This is a genomic window from Anoxybacillus amylolyticus, assembly GCF_001634285.1.
Classification (GTDB): Bacteria; Bacillota; Bacilli; order Bacillales; family Anoxybacillaceae; genus Anoxybacteroides; species Anoxybacteroides amylolyticum.
On sequence record NZ_CP015438.1, the window covers coordinates 757,389 to 775,775 of the forward strand.

Here is an 18,387-nt window from a genome sequence, read left to right on the forward strand (position 1 = left end):
GATAAGGGAGGTCACAGAATATGAGTAATCAATCTAAAAATCGTTTTACACCGGCCGTTACGGTGATCATCATATTTGGCATTATAAGTATGCTTGGAGATGTAGTTTATGAAGCAGCAAGAAGCGCCAACAGTCAGTATTTAAATTTACTGAGTATCAGCGCGGCTCAAGTCGGTCTGGTCTTTGGTATAGGGGAGTTCCTTGGATATTTTCTTAGGCTCGTCGCAGGAGTTTTGTCTGATAGGAGCGGCAGGCACTGGCCTTTTATGTTTCTTGGTTATGGTATGCTGCTGGTTGTTCCTCTTATAGGATTCACGATGAACTGGAATATTCTCGTTGTGCTAATATTGATGGAGCGAATCGGAAAGGCTCTGCGAAGTCCGGCTAAAGATACCATTCTTTCAGGAGTTGCAGAAAATCAGATTGGGGTAGGATTTGCTTTTGGACTTCAGGAAGCCCTAGACCAGATTGGCGCATTCATTGGTCCTCTTATTTTTACAGCAGTCTTTTATTTTACTGGTAAGAACGGTATTACACAGTACCAGTTAGGGTACAAATCACTTTTCGCACCATTTATAATTCTGATGCTATTCCTGATGTATGCCTACAGAAGGATTAAGCGTGATCATCTCATACCTGCAGTTGTAAAAAAAGATTTTCATTCAGAGCACCTCAAACCAATTTTCTGGATCTATACTGTCTTCACCTTCTTTTGCACATTAGGCTTTGTGAATTTCAGCACAGTGGGTTATCATCTGAAGGCGAATAACCTGATGTCTGACGGGAATATAACACTGGTGTATTCGGCAGCAATGATTGTAGATGCTGCTGCAGCACTACTTGTCGGGAAAGCTTATGATCGACTTAAAATGAAGACGGAAAGGAGAACTGGAGGTATTCTGGTTTTGATGGCAATTCCGTTCATGACAATGTTATTACCTGTTTTGACATTGAGCGATTCAGCAACACTCATCGTTATTGGTATGATTGTTTTTGGTATAGTCATGGGAGCACATGAAACGGTCATGCGTTCTGCCATTGCGGATATAACACCATTTGATAAGAGGGGCACAGGATATGGTGTATTCAACACCAGCTATGGATTGGCTCTGCTCGGTGGAGCCACATTAATGGGATTGTTCTACGATATGAATTTGATTGGAATGATTATTGCTTTTACTTGCGTTACAGAATTGATAGCCATAATTCTTTATTTCAAGATGAACAATATGATAAAGAATAGCCATCAGGTGAAATCTTAATAAAGGAGTACGAGAAATGAATCTTAAGGAGAAAGCAAAGGCTATAAAAATTTATATTCCTGCGCTTTTCATCGCAATGAAGAGAAAAGATACGCCAATTGCTGCTAAGATTATTGCAGGGATTACTGTAGGGTACGCATTGTCACCGATTGATGTCATTCCTGATTTTATACCTGTGTTAGGGTATCTGGATGATCTTATCATTCTTCCATTGTTGGCAGCTTTGGCAATAAAATTTATTCCAGATGAAATAATGGAGATATGCAAAACTGAAGCAGAAGGTATGTGGAAAGATGGAAAACCTAAAAAGTGGTACTATGCAATACCAATTATAGTCTTTTGGATATTAATAGTTTCATTAGTACCTTGGAAAATTTTTATATAAAGGGTGATCGTTCTTGTGAAGTTTGTTTGATATGTTCCCGCGAACGTCGGTTTCCGGAAAAACAGAAAAAAACCTATTGATATGTTCCCTTATACGTAGGGGTCAAAAATCAGCCAATGACATCAATGCTGTCCTCTCGAGCCATGTCGAATGTGTTGCGAAACTAGAACTTATTGTAAAGCCAAAATAAACTCTTGCCATTCACAATAAACTTCCGCCAAAATCAAAATAAAGTTGTGCAAAAGGGCAGGAGCAAGGCAAGGGAAAGGAAAGAGGGAAAAGGGGAAACCCTTCATCTTCAAGCCTTTCCCCTCATTCCCTGCCACAACTTTATTCTCAAACATAATAAAGTAATGGCAGAAAAAATCGAATCAAAAATCGAGAAAATGAGCGATTCATCATCTTTGGCGAGGAGACCCTCACTTTAACGACCAAAGGGAGTAAGTGGGGGAGGAATCGCTTTTTTTGTGTTTTTGTATCACTAAAAAATATATTTAGTGAAATAGAGGTGAGACAAATGGACATGACGTTAACAGCCAAAATAAAAATTTACCCAACAGCGGAACAAGCACAATTATTGAAAGCCACCCTTTCCGCTTATCGACAAGCATGCAACGCTGTATCTGTTGTGATTTTTGACACAAAAGTGCTTGTACAAGCCAAGTTGCACGACATGACCTATCGTCAACTTCGAGCAAACTACGCGTTGCGTTCGCAAATGGCGCAATCTGTGATCAAGACCGTTATCGCTAGATACCGTTCCCTAAAAAGCAATGGTCATGAATGGACATTGATTCGCTTTAAAAAACCTGAATATGACATTGTTTGGAATCGAGATTATTCGCTTGTTCAAGGTGTATTTTCTGTCAATACACTAGAAGGACGAATCAAAGTGCCGTTCGAACCAAAAGGCATGGAACAATATTTTGATGGCTCATGGACGTTTGGTACAGCAAAACTCGTCTATAAGCATAACAAATTCTTTTTGCACATCCCCATGACCAAAACGATTCCAACAGTGGATGAACACCACATTCGCCAAGTGGTCGGTGTCGATGTAGGGGTTAACTTTCTTGCAGTAGCTTATGATTCGCAAGGGAAAACAACCTTTTTTAACGGACGAAAAATCAAGCATATGCGTGCGAAGTACAAACGAATGCGAAAAACCCTCCAGCAAAAAGGTACGGCTTCTGCGCGTCGGAAGTTGAAAAAAATCGGACAACGAGAAAACCGTTGGATGACGGATGTGAACCATGCCGTCACGAAGGCACTCGTTCGTCAATATGGAGAACGTACCCTTTTTGTATTAGAAGATTTAACAGGCATTCGTGAAAAAACAGAACGCGTATGTATCCATGACCGATATGAAACCGTATCGTGGGCTTTCTATCAGTTCCGTCACCTATTAGAGTATAAGGCACGTTTGCATGGGGCAAAAGTGATTGTGGTTGCTCCACATTACACATCTTTGACATGTCCAAAGTGTGGGCATACGGAAAAAGCCAACCGAAAGAAACGTACACACACCTTTTGTTGCCGAACATGCGGATACACATCAAACGATGACCGCATTGGTGCCATGAACCTTCAACGAAAAGGAATGGAGTACATCGTTGAAGGAACGACACAAGGATCCCTTGCGTCGTTGGGTAGTCGTCAACCTGCCCCATGATGCAACCCCAAGTCAAGGAAGGAGGACGAAGTCCGCTCGCACTTCTGGGGAGTTGCAAGCCTCCACTTCAAGCGTTAGCTAAGTGGGGGTAGTTGACGAATGACTTTATTATGACTGAACACAAGTATAACTTTTGGTTTGGATGCTTAAAAGGTCTATTTTTTATATATATAAGCACTTAACCCATAACTTGTCTAAACAAACTTATGACCCTCTTCATATACTGAGGTATCTTAGTGACAAGAGGTGAAACATATTGTCAGAACATATAGGGGAAAATTGTAATGGTAATAATAAGCCAAAAGTAAGGTGTGGTTGTATTAACGGGCGAGCGGTGACAGTACATGGACCTGTAACATCAGGACCACCAGATCGAGGTGGATTATCCGAATACGGGTATATTTATAACTTAACTCCTCAAACGGTAGCTATAGAGGCTGACGTCCTTTTTGATTCAAATGGAATACTGACACCTGGGATTACGCATATCCCCGGAACCGCTCAAATTGTAGTTACTACCCCGGGAGACTACGAGGTTACTTTCTCTGTGTCAGGTACAGAACCCAACCAATTCGCACTATTTTTAAATGGAGTATTGGTTCCAGGAACAGTCTACGGTTCAGGTGCCGGTACTCAGCAAAACAACGGTCAAGCTATAATTGCTATGGCAGCCAACGATGTTCTTACCCTTCGAAATCATTCTTCTGCTGCAGCAGTTGGTCTTGCGTCTGTAATAGGAGGAACACAAGCAAACGTAAACGCTTCTATTGTCCTTAAAAAATTAAGGTAGTTGAGCATTCGTAACAATAATTTTATTTCAAATGTTTCTCATGAGATCGGTTCACCGCTTACTTCGATTCGTGGGTTTGCTCGGGCGTTAAAAAACGAACATTTGTCTCACAAACAGCGAATCCATTATCTCGACATTATTGAAACAGAATGCGTCCGTCTGTCGAAGTTGAGCGATAATTTGTTGCGTTTGGCGATGTTAGATTCTGACCGATATCCGTTTCAGCCTACATCTTACCGCCTAGATAAACAATTGCAGTCACTCATCCTCAAATGTGAGCCACAGTGGATGGAAAAAGAGATTGAAATGTGTGCCATGCTTGAGAAGGTAGTCATTACGGCAGATGAAGATTTGCTAAGCCAAGTGTGGTTGAACTTGCTTCATAATGCGATTAAGTTTACCCCACAAGGTGGGACGATTACAATTCAGCTCCAGCAACAAGACAACACCGCTATTGTTACTGTTTCAGACAATGGTCCTGGCATTGCCGAAGAAGATCAGCTGCGTATTTTTGAACGCTTTTACAAGGCAGATAAATCGCGCAACCGTGCTGTTGGTGGCAGTGGGTTAGGGCTAGCGATTGCAGACAATATTGTAAAAATTCACCAAGGAAAAATTTCTGTTCATAGCCAATTAGGAGAAGGCGCGGAATTTACCGTTCAGCTCCCGCTATCGAATTAAGGAGAGAGGCAACCCTCTCTCCTTGCTCACGTGTGCGTCCGGCATGGGTGTAGTCTATAGGGTGAAAGTCCCGAACTGCGAAGGCAGAAGTAGCAGTTAGCTTAACGCAAGGGTGTCCGTGGTGACGCGGAATCTGAAGGAAGCGAGCGGCAAACTTCCGGTCTGAGGAACACGAACTTCATAAGAGGCTAGGTATCATTGGGTGAGTTTGCGCGACAAAACAAAGCCCTTTCTGCCGAAGGTGATATCGAGTAAATGAAGCAGATGGATGGAAGGAAAGACTGCACTCTTACCCGGGGAGGTCTGATTGGAATGCCGAGTTCCCTTGGCAACCTATCCAGTGATGGATAGCTGAACAATCAGAAGTCAGCAGAGGTCATAGTACCATCCTTGCTCGAGAAAGGGTGGGAAGGACTGAACCATGAAGAGAGAACGAAATCTACGCATTCAGTACCTGTGAAGAACACAGACAATCCGAAAGGACTTACTTAGAGGAGGAAGCGGTGAATCCCGTGGGGGACTCTAAGAGGGTGGAGCAGGAACTGGCATAAGGAGAACCTTCGTTCACGTAGAAAGGGAAGCGAAGATGTTAATGGAACGAATCTTGTCACGTGGAAATCTTCTAACGGCGCTCAAACGAGTGGAACAAAATAAAGGAAGTCACGGCATCGATGGAATGTCCGTAAAAGACCTACGAAGACATCTCTATGAAAACTGGGACTCCCTCCGGGAAGAGTTAAGAACAGGAACCTACCAACCTGCACCCGTACGTCGTGTCGAAATCCCGAAACCAAATGGCGGAGTGAGGATGTTAGGAATACCTACCGTGACAGATCGTTTCATTCAACAAGCAATCGCTCAAGTGTTAACCCCAATCTTTGACCCAACCTTTTCGGAAAATAGTTATGGGTTTCGTCCGAATCGGAGGGCTCATGATGCGGTAAGGAAGGCGAAAGAATATATCAAAGAGGGTTACCGCTGGGTGGTCGATATAGACTTAGAGAAATTCTTTGATAAAGTCAATCACGACCAATTGATGGGGATACTCGCCAAGCGAATCGAAGACCGCATCCTACTGAAGTTGATACGAAAATATCTTCAATCAGGAGTCATGATAAATGGGGTTGTCCAAATAACGGAAGAAGGAACACCGCAGGGAGGACCGCTTAGTCCACTTCTATCCAACATTCTCCTAGACCAATTGGACAAAGAGTTGGAAGCAAGGGGGCACCAATTTGTCCGATATGCGGATGACTGCAACATCTATGTGAAGTCATGGAAAGCAGGACAGCGTGTGATGAAATCGGTATCGACCTTCCTCGAACAGCACCTAAAATTGAAGGTAAACAGAGAGAAATCAGCAGTAGACCGTCCGTGGAAACGGAAGTTTCTAGGGTTCAGTTTCACCTTTCACAAAGATCCAAAGGTGCGAATAGCCAAAGAAAGCATGGAACGGCTGAAAAGAAAAATACGAGAAATAACTTCTCGGTCGAAGCCTTATCCGATGGAAGTAAGGGTGGAAAGACTGAACCAATACCTCACAGGATGGTGCGGATACTTCGCGCTAGCAGATACCCCGAGCAAATTCAAAGAAATAGACGAGTGGATAAGAAGAAGGCTGAGAATGTGTGAATGGAAACAATGGAAGAAACCTAAAACAAGAGTTAGAAAGCTGATTGGATTAGGGATTCCAGAATACAAAGCATACGAATGGGGAAACACCAGAAAGAAATACTGGCGAATCGCCCACAGCCCAATTCTACACAAAACCCTCGACAACTCCTATTGGAGCCAACGAGGGCTGAAAAGTCTGTATAATCGCTACGAATTTCTGCGTCAATCTTAGTGGAACCGCCGTATACCGAACGGTACGTACGGTGGTGTGAGAGGTCGGGGGTTAATCACCCCCTCCTACTCGATTGCCTTAATAAGACGAATGCTAGAAATAGCTGCTTCGTGTTCAATTGAACGTCTAGAAAGAAGATCTAAAATTCGTTCGTGCTTTTCCATGTTTTGTTCTATTTTCTTAACAATTTCATTCGTCTCAAGCACTGCTTGTTGAACAAAGATAAACTCTTGCTTCGTAACCATGTTGGCTCTAATGTCTTCGAGCTCTTGTTTTGTCGCCATGTTGGCTCTAATGTCTTCGAGCTCTTGTTTTGTTGCCATGTTGGCTTTAATGTCTTCGAGCTCTTGTTTTGTTGCCATGTTGGCTTTAATGTCTTCGAGCTCTTGTTTTGTTGCCATGTTGGCTTTAATGTCTTCGAGCTCTTGTTTTGTCGCCATGTTGGCTTTAATGTCCTCAAGCTCTGTTGTGAAGTCCTGCTTTACTTCTCCCAGTTCTTGTTTCGTCGCCATATTTGCTTTAATATCTTCCAATTCTTTTGTGAAACTGTTCTTCACATCTTCGAGCTCTTGTTTTGTTGCCATGTTGGCTTTAATGTCCTCAAGCTCTGTTGTGAAGTTCTGCTTTACTTCTTCCAGCTCCTGCTTTGTTGCCATGTTCGTTTTGATGTCGCTTACTTCATGTTCAATAATTTGGAGCTTGTCCAAAATTTTCTGCAATATCACTTCCAAAGAAATCCCTCCTTCTACGAAAAATACACGATGGTAACCATGGAAAAGCGGCGTGTGGTGATGAATCGCTCCTTTCTTTGAGAAATGGGGAAACGAGCGTGTAGAGTAAGTGATTGAGGAAAAAGATGGTGTTGTCGTGCAGAACGTGTGGAGATAATCGTTTCCCATCCATATTATAAATGATTCACAGAAATTTGAAAATAACGTTTTGGGCATAGATTGTGTATGTGTCATTGTCGCTTCGTTAATATACGAATTAATTGCGCTACAACACCGAAAACGATGCCGAGCCCTGCAACAAAAAGAAAGGAAATGATGCTTGTTAAATCACTCCACCCGTCATTTGCTCGCGTCCATGAAAGGTAAAGTAAATAAAAGACTCCTCCTGCATAAAAGGTAAGTGAAACGGAGAAGTAAGTTGTCCCACCGAAAAAACCGCCAATTCCAGCTGCAATGGCTAAAAGGAGTGAAATAAGCGAAAAAGCAGTAACATTTTTTGAATCGATTTCCATATGCAACATAAAACGCGACAATAAAAGTACAATAAATAGTAGAAGAAAAATGCCACCGGTTAACCAAACCCAACGGAAGGGAAATTTAGGAAGAAGTTTGAGCATGTTTGTCACTCCTTTACAACGAGTTGCTTTCACTATATCATAAAACGAAAGCGTTTACGAATCAAAAAGGTGGGAAGAAGATAATGAAACGAAAATGGCTGCTTGTCAGTATTTTTCTGGTGACTGTCATTTCTGGCTGCACGAATAAGACAAATGACGGCGTACAAATAAATGCATTAAAAGCGCAAGTGAAAGAACAACAAAAAGTCATCCATGAACTTAAACAAGAAAACGAAAAATTGACGAAAAAAATGTCCGAACAACACGTGAACAAGGATGTGCTGCATACGGCGCTTGATGTAGTAACAGCACTTCAAGCAAAAGACATGAAAAAAGTAGCGACATACGTTCATCCAGAAAAAGGAGTGCGTTTTAGCCCGTACGGTCATGTTAACCCCGACAGCGACGTTGTTTTTAAGAAAACCGAACTTCCTTCTTTAATGGAAAGCAAGCATATTTATCATTTTGGTACGTTTGACGGTTCCGGACAGCCGATTGACATGACATTCCAAGACTATTTTCATAAATTTGTATATGATGTTGATTTTGCTAACCCGCATATAATTGGGAACAATGTGGTGATCGGGAAGGGAAATACAATAGAAAACATTCATGACGTATACCCGAACGCCGTATTTGTCGAGTTTCATTTTACCGGTTTTGATAAGCAATATAACGGAATGGATTGGAGAAGCTTACGGCTTGTATTGGAAAAACAAGGAGAAACATGGTATTTAGTGGGGATTGTTCACGATCAATGGACGATTTAAAAAAGGGTGCCCTAAGGACACCCTTTTATTTCGCCCTAAATACGGAGGAGTACAATTTGTAGCCGCCATCTAAGTTTTTCGCGACAAATCCGTTTTCTTGCAAAATACGAGTGGCTAAATAGCCGCGTAGTCCAACTTGGCAAGTGACATAAATCGGTTGGTCGTTCGGTAATTCATGCAATCGCTCGCGAAGTTCGTCGAGCGGAATGTTGACAGACCCATCGATAGCGCCGCGTGCCACTTCCAGTGGGGTGCGGACATCGACGAGGAAGCCACCGCTAGCCACAATGTCATCAATTTCGTGCCATTGTACCGTCCCAATACCGTCCATCACATTCGATGCTACGTACCCAGCCATATTTACCGGGTCTTTCGCAGAGGAGAACGGAGGCGCATAAGCAAGTTCTAAATCTGGCAATTCGCGAACAGTCAATCCACCTTTAATAGCAGTAGCAATGACATCAATACGTTTGTCCACCCCATCTTTTCCAACCGCCTGTGCTCCGTAAATTTTTCCTGTTTGTTTATCGAAAATGAGCTTTAGCGTCATTTGCTGGGCGTTTGGATAATAGCTTGCATGGCTCATTGGATGAATGTGGACGACTTCGTACGGAATGCCGAGCTGTTTTAACGTTTTTTCGTTATTTCCTGTCACCGCAACCGTTAAATCAAACACTTTCGCAATTGCTGTTCCGAGCGTACCATTATATTTTACATCGATTCCGTGAATATGGTCGGCAACGAGCCGCCCTTGCCGGTTTGCCGGCCACGCGAGCGGAACGAACGTTTCAAAACCGTGAATGTAGTTTTTCACTTCAATCGCATCGCCAATCGCGTAAATGTTCGGGTCGGACGTTTGTAAATGCTCATTCACTTTAATTGTACCGCGGATGCCTAATTCAAGCCCTGCTTCTTTTGCTAGTTGACTTTCTGGCTGCACCCCAATGGCTAAAATAATCATATCGGTATCAATCACTTGCCCGCTCGTTAAGACGATGCGGCGACCGTTATTTTCAAGCGATTGTACGCCATCTTCTAACATAAGTTGAATACCGTGTTCTTTCATGTGCGTATGCACAATCGCTGCCATTTCATAGTCGATTGGCGGCATTACTTGATTTGCCCGTTCGATGAGTGTAACGTTTACCCCGCGTTCGGCTAAGTTTTCAGCCATTTCGACGCCGATGAATCCACCGCCGATGACGACAGCGTGTTTTGGCTGTTGTTGATCGACGTATGCCTTAATTTTATCTGTATCTGGCACGTTGCGAAGTGTGAAGAGCGCGTCGGCTGTCTCGCTGCCTGGAATTGGCGGCACAATTGGCTTTGCGCCAGGGGATAAAATGAGTACATCGTATGTTTCTTCGTACTCTTCTCCTGACAAGACATGCTTCACGGCAACCGTTTTGCGGTCGCGATGAATGGCCGTCACTTCGCTAAAGTTGCGAATATCAAGTTTAAACCGTTTGGACATGCCTTCGACCGTCTGCACTAATAGTTTTTTCCGGTCGGTAATGACTTCGCCAATATAATACGGCAATCCGCAATTGGCGAAAGAAATATATTCCCCACGTTCAAACATAACGATCTCATATTTTTCGCTTAACCGGCGCAAACGCGCTGCGGCGGTAGCTCCCCCTGCAACTCCGCCGACGATAACCATTTTTTTCATTAGTAGCCCCTCCCATAAAATTTATGCTGTTTTTATTGTTGGGTTGATTTCTAAGCAACATACTCCCTTTATTTGAAAACCGTATCGCTTCAACTTGCGTACCCCTAAATTTGTCGTAATCGCATCAGATGTAATCAAAATAACCTCTTTATAAGGAATTTGATGGTAATTACGCTTGATGTACGATAGTGGCAAAGGAATTGCCGTTGGAACAGGAAGTGCCGTTGCCTCGTTATATTCGCGCAAGTCAATGACAGCAGCGTGTTTTATATTAGGTAGTTGCGTCTTTGAAATCATGGAAACGCCGCAAACTGGCACGTATCGTATATACAGCTCGTATATGATTGTACTAACAACTAGAGCAAGCAATAGTTCCATGTCGCTGAATACATCCCTCCATTCTTATACCCCATAAGGTATATTAACAATTATTAGTTGATTTGTCAAGGGTGTTTAAAAGTGCTTGTTTGTTTTCACCATATTTTCACTTTTCTTTTTTACACTGAAACTAGAAAACGAAATGCAGCAAGGAGGAATAGTGATGAACATGACACCGTATGAATACACGACACCACCAGTGAAAAAGCGAGGATTTTTCTCTGTTTTATCTGCTTCCATCATCGGAGCAGTGATTGGAAGTGGGGTGACGCTCTATGCCGCACCGCATGTAGGAATGCTATCTACAAAAGTGAAACAAACAGAAACTGCTTCAACGGAAACAAAGCAAGAAACAACACAAAATACTCTATCGCTTCAACAAACGGCTAGCACTGCAAACAATATGATTACGGCCATCAATCAAGTAGCCGATGCAGTCGTTGGTGTTGTCAACATTCAAAAACAAATGGACTTTTTCTCTGGCTCTTCTTCCGAGCAAGAAGCTGGCACTGGATCAGGCGTTATTTTTAAAAAAGAAGGGAATAGCGCCTACATTGTCACGAACAATCACGTCATTGAAGGGGCGAATAAAGTAGAAGTATCGCTTGGAAAAGGGAAACGTGTTCAAGCGACGGTTGTCGGTGCGGATCCGCTAACAGATTTAGCGGTATTAAAAATTGACGGAACACATGTGCAAAAAGTCGCTAGCTTTGGTGATTCGTCTGCCCTTCGTATCGGCGAGCCAGTCGCGGCAATTGGCAACCCGCTCGGCTTAGATTTGTCGCGAACAGTAACAGAAGGGATTGTCAGCGGTAAACGAACGATTCCTGTTTCAACATCGGCAGGGGAGTGGGAGTTGAACGTCATTCAAACCGATGCCGCGATTAACCCTGGCAATAGCGGCGGAGCATTGATTAATAGTGCTGGACAAGTTATCGGCATTAACAGTTTGAAAATTGCCCAAGAGGGGGTAGAGGGGCTAGGATTTGCCATCCCAATTCAAGATGCGAAACCAATTATTGAGCAGTTGATGCAATATGGAAAAATTAAACGCCCGTATCTTGGGGTCGGACTGCGAGATGTCAGCGAAATCCCAGCGGATGTTCGTTTTGAGCAACTTGGATTGCCAGAAAATGAAACGAACGGAGTCGTTGTCACAGCGGTAGAGGCCTCTTCGCCAGCTGCCAAAGCAGGGCTGCAAGCGAAGGATGTTATTACAGCGATTAACGACACAACCGTTAACAACGTCAGCGAATTAAGAAAATACTTATATACGAATACAAAAGTTGGCGAAACTGTTCAACTCCACATTTTACGTAACGGCAAACGCATGACAATCTCCCTTCAATTAAGTGAGCGGAATAATCAATAAAAAGAATACGGTCAAGACTCATTGTTTACCAAAAAATCGCGGTCATCGTTTAGACGAATGGCCGCAATTTTTTTAGGCATGAATGCATAGAAATAATAAAAAAGGAATTTTTTTACGTAAGTAGAATAGAAAAATAAAAGCGTTTAAATTTGGAGGTATGCCAATGGAGTTTAAAAACTATGAAGAGTTTTGGCCGTTTTATTTATCGCAGCATCGCAAACGAGCAACGAGGGTTTGGCATTTTATCGGGACTAGTTTTGTGTTTATTTTTCTTGTCACGGCGGTTGTAACATGGAACGCTTGGTGGATATTAGCCGCTCCAGTCGTGGCGTATTCGTTTGCTTGGATTAGCCATTTCTTTATCGAAGGGAATAAGCCGGCGACGTTCGGCCATCCGCTTTGGTCGCTACGGGCAGATTTTCGGATGTATCGGCTCATGTTGCTTGGAAAATTAGAAAAAGAACTAGAGTAGCGCAGCTTGTCTTCGAATGAGGCGCATGTGTAAAGCATATAGTAATAGTAGCAAAACGAAAGGAGTGAAGCGCATGGTGACAAAACCAGCGGGCTTTTGGAAACGATTGCTTGCAAGTTTTTTAGACGGTCTTATTATCGGTATTCCGTTAAGCATTATTGGTTATTTAATTACTGGAAAAGCAGAAGGAAATTGGTTCACTTCGCTCATGAATATCTTATACATGTGGCTTATCCCGGTTGCGTGGTCAGGGTATACAGTAGGGAAGAAAATCGTCGGCATTCGCATCGTGAAGGTAAACGGGGAGAAACTTGGCGTTGGCGCGATGTTTTTGCGCTCCTTTGTCGCCTACCTTATTTATGGGCTTACGCTAGGGATTGCTTTCTTAGTCAGTGCTATTATGGTAGCAGCTCGCGAAGATAAGCGAGCGATTCACGACTTCCTCGCGGGGACATACGTAACGACCGAACCGAAAGTGAAGGAGTAAAAACGACAACAATTACAGGCGTGTTGATTAACCAATAAGAACCAGTTGGCATCGCTCTATTCCTAGCTTTTCTGCCGTTGTCGGCAAACGGTACGTTTGCCGACGGGCATGCTGTACGCATGCCCTCCTCGAACAATGAACGCTTTGCGGGCAAATGTCATTTGCCCGCCGGCGTTCTTGTTCGAGGGAAAAGGCAGAAAAGCTTGTGGTCAGCCATATGATTCTATATTTTTAGTAAAATAATGGATAATCAACACTCGTGCAACAATTATTTTGATACACAAGGAAACCCGCTCCTCTTTGAGTTTTTATTCATCGAGGAGCGGTTTTTTATGCCATTTTCAAATGAAGAAAGTATATTCATTCATATATAAATTTTTTCAAAATATTTATAAAAACGATTTATAAACATTCATAAGCATTTTTAAATATTCTAGAAAAAAACTTTTTGCATTTTCCTTTTTGTTAATGTTAATATTAGAATAACTAAAAATATTCTTAATTAATAAACAAGGGGGAGGGGCTTGATTAAATATAAAGCGCTTACATAAAAATGATAACAAAGGGGAGGAAGGGATATGCAGCCATCACAAGGGTTAAAGCGAGAGTTAAAAAGTAGACATTTATTTATGATTGCACTTGGCGGTGTCATCGGAACAGGGTTGTTTTTAGGTTCAGGGTACACAATCCATGAAGCGGGACCGGGGGGAGCGCTTGTTGCTTACTTATTCGGTGGATTTGTCATGTATTTGACGATGCTTTGTCTAGGAGAATTAGCAGTTTCCTTGCCAGATGCAGGTTCGTATCAAACGTATGCAACAAAATATATTTCGCCTTCCGCAGGATATGTCATCGGCTGGCTTTCATGGCTAAACTGGTCGGTGACAGTAGGGCTGGAGCTTTTAACAGTGAGTATTTTAATGAAACGGTGGTTTCCAGACGTTCCTTCTTGGATTTGGTGCGTTGTTTTTGCGGTTGTGCTATTTTCCATTAACGCACTTTCGACAAGGAGCTTTGCCGAAGTAGAGTTTTGGTTTTCTAGCATTAAAGTATTAACAATTATTGCGTTTATTATTTTAGGTGGAGCAGCGATGTTTGGTTTCCTAGAAATGAAAGGTGGGAAGCCCGCTCCGATGTTTTCTAACTTTACAGACCATGGGGGATTGTTTCCGAATGGCATTGCGGCCATTTTAGTGACGATGATTGGCGTAAACTTCTCCTTCCAAGGAACAGAGCTTGTCGGTGTAGCGGCAGGAGAGAGTGAAAATCCGGAAAAAACGGTGCCGAAAGCGATTAACAATACTGTTTGGCGCATTTTGCTCTTTTTTGTATTAGCCATTTTTGTGCTAGCAGGTCTTTTCCCGTGGGAAAAAGCGGGCTTAGTAGAAAGTCCATTTGTTGTTGTATTTGACAGCATCGGCATCCCATATGCAGCCGACATTGTAAACTTCGTCATTATTACAGCTGTTCTTTCTGTCGCCAATTCAGGCTTGTACGCTACTTCTCGCGTGCTTTGGTCAATGTCGCGTCAAGGGATGGTGAGCCCTATGTTCAGCAAGCTGTCGAAAAATGGGGTACCGCTCAACGCGCTAATCGCTAGTATGCTCATCGGCTGTCTTTCTTTATTAAGCGGCATTTACGCAGAAGATACGGTCTATTTATGGCTTTTGTCCATTGCAGGGTTTGGTGCGGTAACAGTATGGGCATCCATCGCGCTATCTAACTACTTGGGAAGAAAAGCGTTTTTAAAACAAGGTGGCGCTGTTCGCGATTTAAAATATAAAACACCGCTTTATCCATTCGTCCCACTTTTAGCGCTTGCGTTGAATACGCTGATTATTGTTAGTCTTGCGTTTATCCCAGAGCAGCGCATGGCGCTTTATTGCGGCATTCCATTTATGCTTGCTTGCTATATTTATTACCATCTTGTCGCAAAACACCGAACAACAGAACAACGAATGACTTCCAAAATAGAAATTGAGAGAATGTGAGGACAAAACAGGCTTCCGGACAAGGAGCCTGTTTTTTTGGTACAATGGTGGAGGAAAACAAAAAGGGAGGGCGTGTATTGGAGAAACAACCGTTATGGAATGAAGCTGAAGCGTTTATTCGCATATGTTATCAAGAACTAGGGAAAAATGAGATGGATACGGAACATCGTCTTGCGGAGATTGAGCGAGAGATTGTCCTTACCGGTACGTATACTCATACATATGAAGAATTGGAACACGGCGCCAAAATGGCGTGGCGCCATAGTAACCGTTGCATTGGCCGCTTATTTTGGCAAACGTTACATGTGTTTGATGCACGGAACGCTGAAACAGAGGAAGACATAGTAACCCATTTATTTCGTCATATTGAATTTGCGACAAATGGCGGAAAAATTCGCCCAACAATTACAGTGTTTAAGCCGAATGGAGATGTACGCATTTGGAACCACCAACTCATCCGTTATGCGGGGTATGAAACAGAACATGGGGTAATCGGTGATTCTTCTTCCATTTCTTTTACAAAAGCATGCGAACAGATGGGGTGGAAAGGAGAACGAACGAATTTTGATTTGTTGCCCCTTGTCGTTCAACAAAAGGAGCGACGACCAAAATGGTTTAACATCCCACGCGAGATTGTGCTAGAAGTTCCGATCAAGCATCCAGAGCTTGTGTGGTTTCAAGACTTGCAGCTGAAATGGTATGCGGTGCCGATTATTTCGGATATGTGTTTAGAAATTGGCGGTATTCATTATATGGCTGCTCCTTTTAACGGTTGGTATATGGAAACGGAAATTGGCGCTCGCAATTTAGCAGATGATTACCGTTACAACATGCTTCCAAAAATTTCTTCGTGTATGGGATTGGATATGAGTACAAACGCAACCCTTTGGAAAGATAAAGCGTTAATTGAACTGAATGTAGCGGTTCTTCATTCTTTCAAAAAAGCAGGTGTTAGCATCGTCGATCACCATACAGCAGCGCAGCAGTTTAAGTTATTCGAGCAAAAAGAACAAGAAGCTGGTCGGCGCGTCACCGGCGATTGGACATGGCTTATTCCTCCCGTTTCGCCAGCGACGACACATATTTTTCATAAAAATTATGACAATACGATCATTACACCGAACTTCTTTTATCAAAAGCGACCGTACGAATAACGATTTCCATCATAGTTGCACTTTTCTCCCCATATATTAAATTGGGGGGATGTGTATGCAATTTTATTATGGTCAACAAATGCCGCTTCGTATTTTAGATGAGGCGGAGTTTTGGAAACACCAAGAGGAAGAACATACCGTTGTCATTCGCGAGCTTGTGGTCGGATTAGAGCAACCGTTTGTTGAGGCGCTGCAAAAGTGGGAAGAGGCATTGTCAGCTACTCATCAACAAATCGTCCGCTATATCGAATCCGTTGTTCGCGCGGGGGCATATTTACCTAACGAACTGTATCAGCAAGTGTTACATTTAGTGTCATTTTGTTTGCAACAGAGCCTGGCATTTATTCAGTTGTGCCAGCAACTGAAAACTGCCAGCGTTGCTGTTCGGCAAAATAAAACTGCGAACGTCGTCTTAAACCACATTATTCGCGAATCGGAATACTTTGTCGGTATTGCCCAAGTGCTGTTGTACAGAAAGCAAGATGCCTACTCATAACAGGGTAGGCATTTCTTGTTTAAAACTATACTTACAAAACAAAAAAAGAAAGATAGGACCTTTGTATGTTTTATTATATCGTTTTTTAACAGTATATTATAATAAAAATTCTCTTTCCTTTCTTCAAGGAAATGATATAATAAAAAATAAATTCTTAATTTACGGAAAATTTGGAGGGGGAAAAAGTGTCGCTGTCGAGTTACATTATTCGTACACTAGTAGTCGTCATTCCAGGGACGGTACTCATTGGTTTAGGAGTGTGCATCGGAAATAGGGTGAATGGGCTTGCTTTTTGGTGGACAATGGGAGCAACTGTATTGCTCGGTATGATTCTTGGGACATTATCGGCGACGATAAACTATCGCCGCTTTGTCGCACCAATCGCTGTCATTAACGAACATTTGCAAAAAATGACGGACGGTGATTTATTAACACGCGTTCCGTTTGAACGTGTAAGGGAGTTAAAACCGATCGCCATTTGTATAAACGACATGGCGGAAACATGGGGAGAAATGATGGGCAACATGAAACGCCATTCGGATGAGATGGCGCATTTTTCTGAACAGCTTTCGTACATTGCCGAACAAACGACAAAAGCAACCGAGCAAATTGCAACAACGATGGAAGATATCGCCTTGCACGCTGAGCAGCAAGTAAAAATGGTACAAGAAACATCTCGATCGATGAATGACATTTCCCATTCGCTGATGAATGTTGCAACCAATACGGAGCGTGTATCAGCAAATACAGGGGAAACGTTAGTGAAAGCAACGACAGGGAAGCAATCCATTGAACAAATGGAAGAACAAATGAAATTTATTCATGCGCACGTGCAAACGCTCGGACAAGTTGTGAAAGGATTAGGGGAGCGTTCGAACGAAATCGGGCAAATTACGCAAGTCATCACCGGCATTGCTTCACAAACGAACTTGTTGGCATTGAACGCAGCCATTGAAGCGGCACGAGCAGGGGAACAAGGGAAAGGGTTCGCTGTCGTTGCGGATGAAGTACGGAAACTCGCTGAGCAATCTGCTCAATCTGCTCAGCAGATTACCCAACTAATCGGCGACATTCAGAAAGAAACAGAACAGGCGATTCGCTCGACAGAAACGGTCGTTGGCGAAGTATCCGAAGGGCTTCATGCCGTGCAAACTGCCGGTCTATCATTTGAACAAATTCGCCAATCGATCAACAGCGTCAATGAACAAATGGAACACGTTTCTTCCGTCATTCAGCAAATGACAAAAAGCGCTCAACAAGTAGCTACCTCGGTGGAACAAATCATTACCATTGTAGAACAGGCATCGGCAGGCTCTACAAACATCTCCGCAGCTACTGAAGAGCAGATGGCATCCATGGAAGAAATCGCTTCTTCTGCTTCCTCGCTCCGTAAAATGGCGGAAGATATGCAACGGCTTATGCAGGGATTTCGAGCATAAAAAGCGTTTACAACTTTGAATAAATATGCTAGAATTTTAGAAAAAATAAATTCATGTTTGATCTACTAGGGGAGTCCAATAGCTTGGACTGAGAGAAGAACGCGCGAAAGTTCTTTGACCCTTTGAACCTGATCTGGGTTATACCAGCGTAGGGAAGTAGATAGTGAGAGTA

At 42.9% G+C, this 18,387-nt stretch carries 17 protein-coding genes, 1 pseudogene and 1 riboswitch; of the genes and pseudogenes, 14 read left to right on the forward strand and 4 right to left on the reverse strand.

Annotated elements, in window-relative coordinates:
• Positions 1-20 precede the first annotated feature (20 nt).
• The 6 genes and pseudogenes from GFC30_RS03855 to ltrA all read left to right on the forward strand — a co-directional run bounded on the left by GFC30_RS03855 (position 21) and on the right by ltrA (position 6,636).
• Positions 21-1,262: an MFS transporter gene (locus GFC30_RS03855; protein ID WP_066322983.1), complete on the forward strand. Its 1,242-nt coding sequence runs from the start codon at positions 21-23 to the stop codon at positions 1,260-1,262.
• A gap of 16 nt (positions 1,263-1,278) precedes the next feature.
• Entirely contained in the window at positions 1,279-1,647 is a 369-nt protein-coding gene (locus tag GFC30_RS03860; RefSeq protein ID WP_066322984.1) for a YkvA family protein, read from the forward strand.
• Between the two features lie 517 nt (positions 1,648-2,164).
• The gene (locus GFC30_RS03865) at positions 2,165-3,319 is read left to right on the forward strand and encodes an RNA-guided endonuclease InsQ/TnpB family protein (RefSeq protein WP_066322985.1); all 1,155 of its coding nucleotides are present in this window, start codon (positions 2,165-2,167) and stop codon (positions 3,317-3,319) included.
• 256 nt (positions 3,320-3,575) lie between these two features.
• Positions 3,576-4,109 (forward strand): BclA C-terminal domain-containing protein, encoded by a 534-nt coding sequence (locus GFC30_RS16820; RefSeq protein WP_066322986.1) that lies wholly within the window; start codon positions 3,576-3,578, stop codon positions 4,107-4,109.
• Positions 4,110-4,130: 21 nt separating this feature from the next.
• Positions 4,131-4,790: pseudogene (locus GFC30_RS16825) on the forward strand (sensor histidine kinase); the annotation flags it as partial.
• A gap of 586 nt (positions 4,791-5,376) precedes the next feature.
• Positions 5,377-6,636, forward strand: a complete 1,260-nt coding sequence (ltrA, locus tag GFC30_RS03880) for a group II intron reverse transcriptase/maturase (RefSeq protein WP_066322684.1) — start codon at positions 5,377-5,379, stop codon at positions 6,634-6,636.
• A gap of 65 nt (positions 6,637-6,701) precedes the next feature.
• On the opposite strand, the gene GFC30_RS03885 is transcribed toward ltrA, so the two are convergent.
• Together GFC30_RS03885 and GFC30_RS03890 are read right to left on the reverse strand one after the other, a co-directional pair.
• A complete protein-coding gene (locus GFC30_RS03885) occupies positions 6,702-7,367 on the reverse strand; it encodes a hypothetical protein (RefSeq protein ID WP_066322987.1) in 666 nt (221 codons plus the stop codon).
• Between the two features lie 230 nt (positions 7,368-7,597).
• Positions 7,598-7,984, reverse strand: a complete 387-nt coding sequence (locus GFC30_RS03890) for a hypothetical protein (RefSeq protein WP_066322988.1) — start codon at positions 7,982-7,984, stop codon at positions 7,598-7,600.
• 83 nt (positions 7,985-8,067) lie between these two features.
• On the opposite strand from GFC30_RS03890, the gene GFC30_RS03895 reads away from it, so the two are divergent.
• Positions 8,068-8,754 (forward strand): hypothetical protein, encoded by a 687-nt coding sequence (locus tag GFC30_RS03895; protein WP_148660356.1) that lies wholly within the window; start codon positions 8,068-8,070, stop codon positions 8,752-8,754.
• A gap of 25 nt (positions 8,755-8,779) precedes the next feature.
• On the opposite strand, the gene cdr is transcribed toward GFC30_RS03895, so the two are convergent.
• A complete protein-coding gene (gene cdr / locus GFC30_RS03900; RefSeq protein WP_066322989.1) occupies positions 8,780-10,426 on the reverse strand; it encodes a CoA-disulfide reductase in 1,647 nt (548 codons plus the stop codon).
• 21 nt (positions 10,427-10,447) lie between these two features.
• Positions 10,448-10,804 carry a rhodanese-like domain-containing protein gene (locus GFC30_RS03905; RefSeq protein ID WP_066322990.1) on the reverse strand — a complete coding sequence of 119 codons (357 nt, stop codon included), beginning with the start codon at positions 10,802-10,804 and terminating at the stop codon, positions 10,448-10,450.
• Between the two features lie 163 nt (positions 10,805-10,967).
• On the opposite strand from GFC30_RS03905, the gene GFC30_RS03910 reads away from it, so the two are divergent.
• The 7 genes from GFC30_RS03910 to GFC30_RS03940 all read left to right on the forward strand — a co-directional run bounded on the left by GFC30_RS03910 (position 10,968) and on the right by GFC30_RS03940 (position 18,215).
• On the forward strand, positions 10,968-12,176 hold the full coding sequence (locus GFC30_RS03910; RefSeq protein ID WP_066322991.1) for a S1C family serine protease: 1,209 nt from the start codon (positions 10,968-10,970) through the stop codon (positions 12,174-12,176).
• A gap of 163 nt (positions 12,177-12,339) precedes the next feature.
• Positions 12,340-12,648: an Mpo1-like protein gene (locus GFC30_RS03915; RefSeq protein ID WP_066322992.1), complete on the forward strand. Its 309-nt coding sequence runs from the start codon at positions 12,340-12,342 to the stop codon at positions 12,646-12,648.
• A 73-nt stretch (positions 12,649-12,721) separates the two neighbouring features.
• On the forward strand, positions 12,722-13,135 hold the full coding sequence (locus GFC30_RS03920; protein ID WP_066322993.1) for an RDD family protein: 414 nt from the start codon (positions 12,722-12,724) through the stop codon (positions 13,133-13,135).
• Between the two features lie 578 nt (positions 13,136-13,713).
• A complete protein-coding gene (locus GFC30_RS03925) occupies positions 13,714-15,126 on the forward strand; it encodes an amino acid permease (protein ID WP_066322994.1) in 1,413 nt (470 codons plus the stop codon).
• Positions 15,127-15,203: 77 nt separating this feature from the next.
• Positions 15,204-16,280: a nitric oxide synthase oxygenase gene (locus GFC30_RS03930; protein ID WP_409978497.1), complete on the forward strand. Its 1,077-nt coding sequence runs from the start codon at positions 15,204-15,206 to the stop codon at positions 16,278-16,280.
• Positions 16,281-16,335: 55 nt separating this feature from the next.
• Positions 16,336-16,776: a DUF2935 domain-containing protein gene (locus GFC30_RS03935; protein ID WP_066322996.1), complete on the forward strand. Its 441-nt coding sequence runs from the start codon at positions 16,336-16,338 to the stop codon at positions 16,774-16,776.
• A 185-nt stretch (positions 16,777-16,961) separates the two neighbouring features.
• Entirely contained in the window at positions 16,962-18,215 is a 1,254-nt protein-coding gene (locus GFC30_RS03940; protein WP_066322997.1) for a methyl-accepting chemotaxis protein, read from the forward strand.
• Positions 18,216-18,272: 57 nt separating this feature from the next.
• A riboswitch (TPP riboswitch) is annotated at positions 18,273-18,387 on the forward strand.

Bases quoted from the DNA above. Each gene is read 5' to 3' on its own strand.
- GFC30_RS03855 (WP_066322983.1), top strand. From the start codon at position 21: ATGAGTAATCAATCTAAAAATCGTTTTACACCGGCCGTTACGGTGATC.
- GFC30_RS03860 (WP_066322984.1), top strand. From the start codon at position 1,279: ATGAATCTTAAGGAGAAAGCAAAGGCTATAAAAATTTATATTCCTGCG.
- GFC30_RS03865 (WP_066322985.1), top strand. From the start codon at position 2,165: ATGGACATGACGTTAACAGCCAAAATAAAAATTTACCCAACAGCGGAA.
- ltrA (WP_066322684.1), top strand. From the start codon at position 5,377: ATGTTAATGGAACGAATCTTGTCACGTGGAAATCTTCTAACGGCGCTC.
- GFC30_RS03890 (WP_066322988.1), bottom strand. From the start codon at position 7,984: ATGCTCAAACTTCTTCCTAAATTTCCCTTCCGTTGGGTTTGGTTAACC.
- GFC30_RS03895 (WP_148660356.1), top strand. From the start codon at position 8,068: ATGAAACGAAAATGGCTGCTTGTCAGTATTTTTCTGGTGACTGTCATT.
- cdr (WP_066322989.1), bottom strand. From the start codon at position 10,426: ATGAAAAAAATGGTTATCGTCGGCGGAGTTGCAGGGGGAGCTACCGCC.
- GFC30_RS03905 (WP_066322990.1), bottom strand. From the start codon at position 10,804: ATGGAACTATTGCTTGCTCTAGTTGTTAGTACAATCATATACGAGCTG.
- GFC30_RS03910 (WP_066322991.1), top strand. From the start codon at position 10,968: ATGAACATGACACCGTATGAATACACGACACCACCAGTGAAAAAGCGA.
- GFC30_RS03915 (WP_066322992.1), top strand. From the start codon at position 12,340: ATGGAGTTTAAAAACTATGAAGAGTTTTGGCCGTTTTATTTATCGCAG.
- GFC30_RS03920 (WP_066322993.1), top strand. From the start codon at position 12,722: ATGGTGACAAAACCAGCGGGCTTTTGGAAACGATTGCTTGCAAGTTTT.
- GFC30_RS03925 (WP_066322994.1), top strand. From the start codon at position 13,714: ATGCAGCCATCACAAGGGTTAAAGCGAGAGTTAAAAAGTAGACATTTA.
- GFC30_RS03935 (WP_066322996.1), top strand. From the start codon at position 16,336: ATGCAATTTTATTATGGTCAACAAATGCCGCTTCGTATTTTAGATGAG.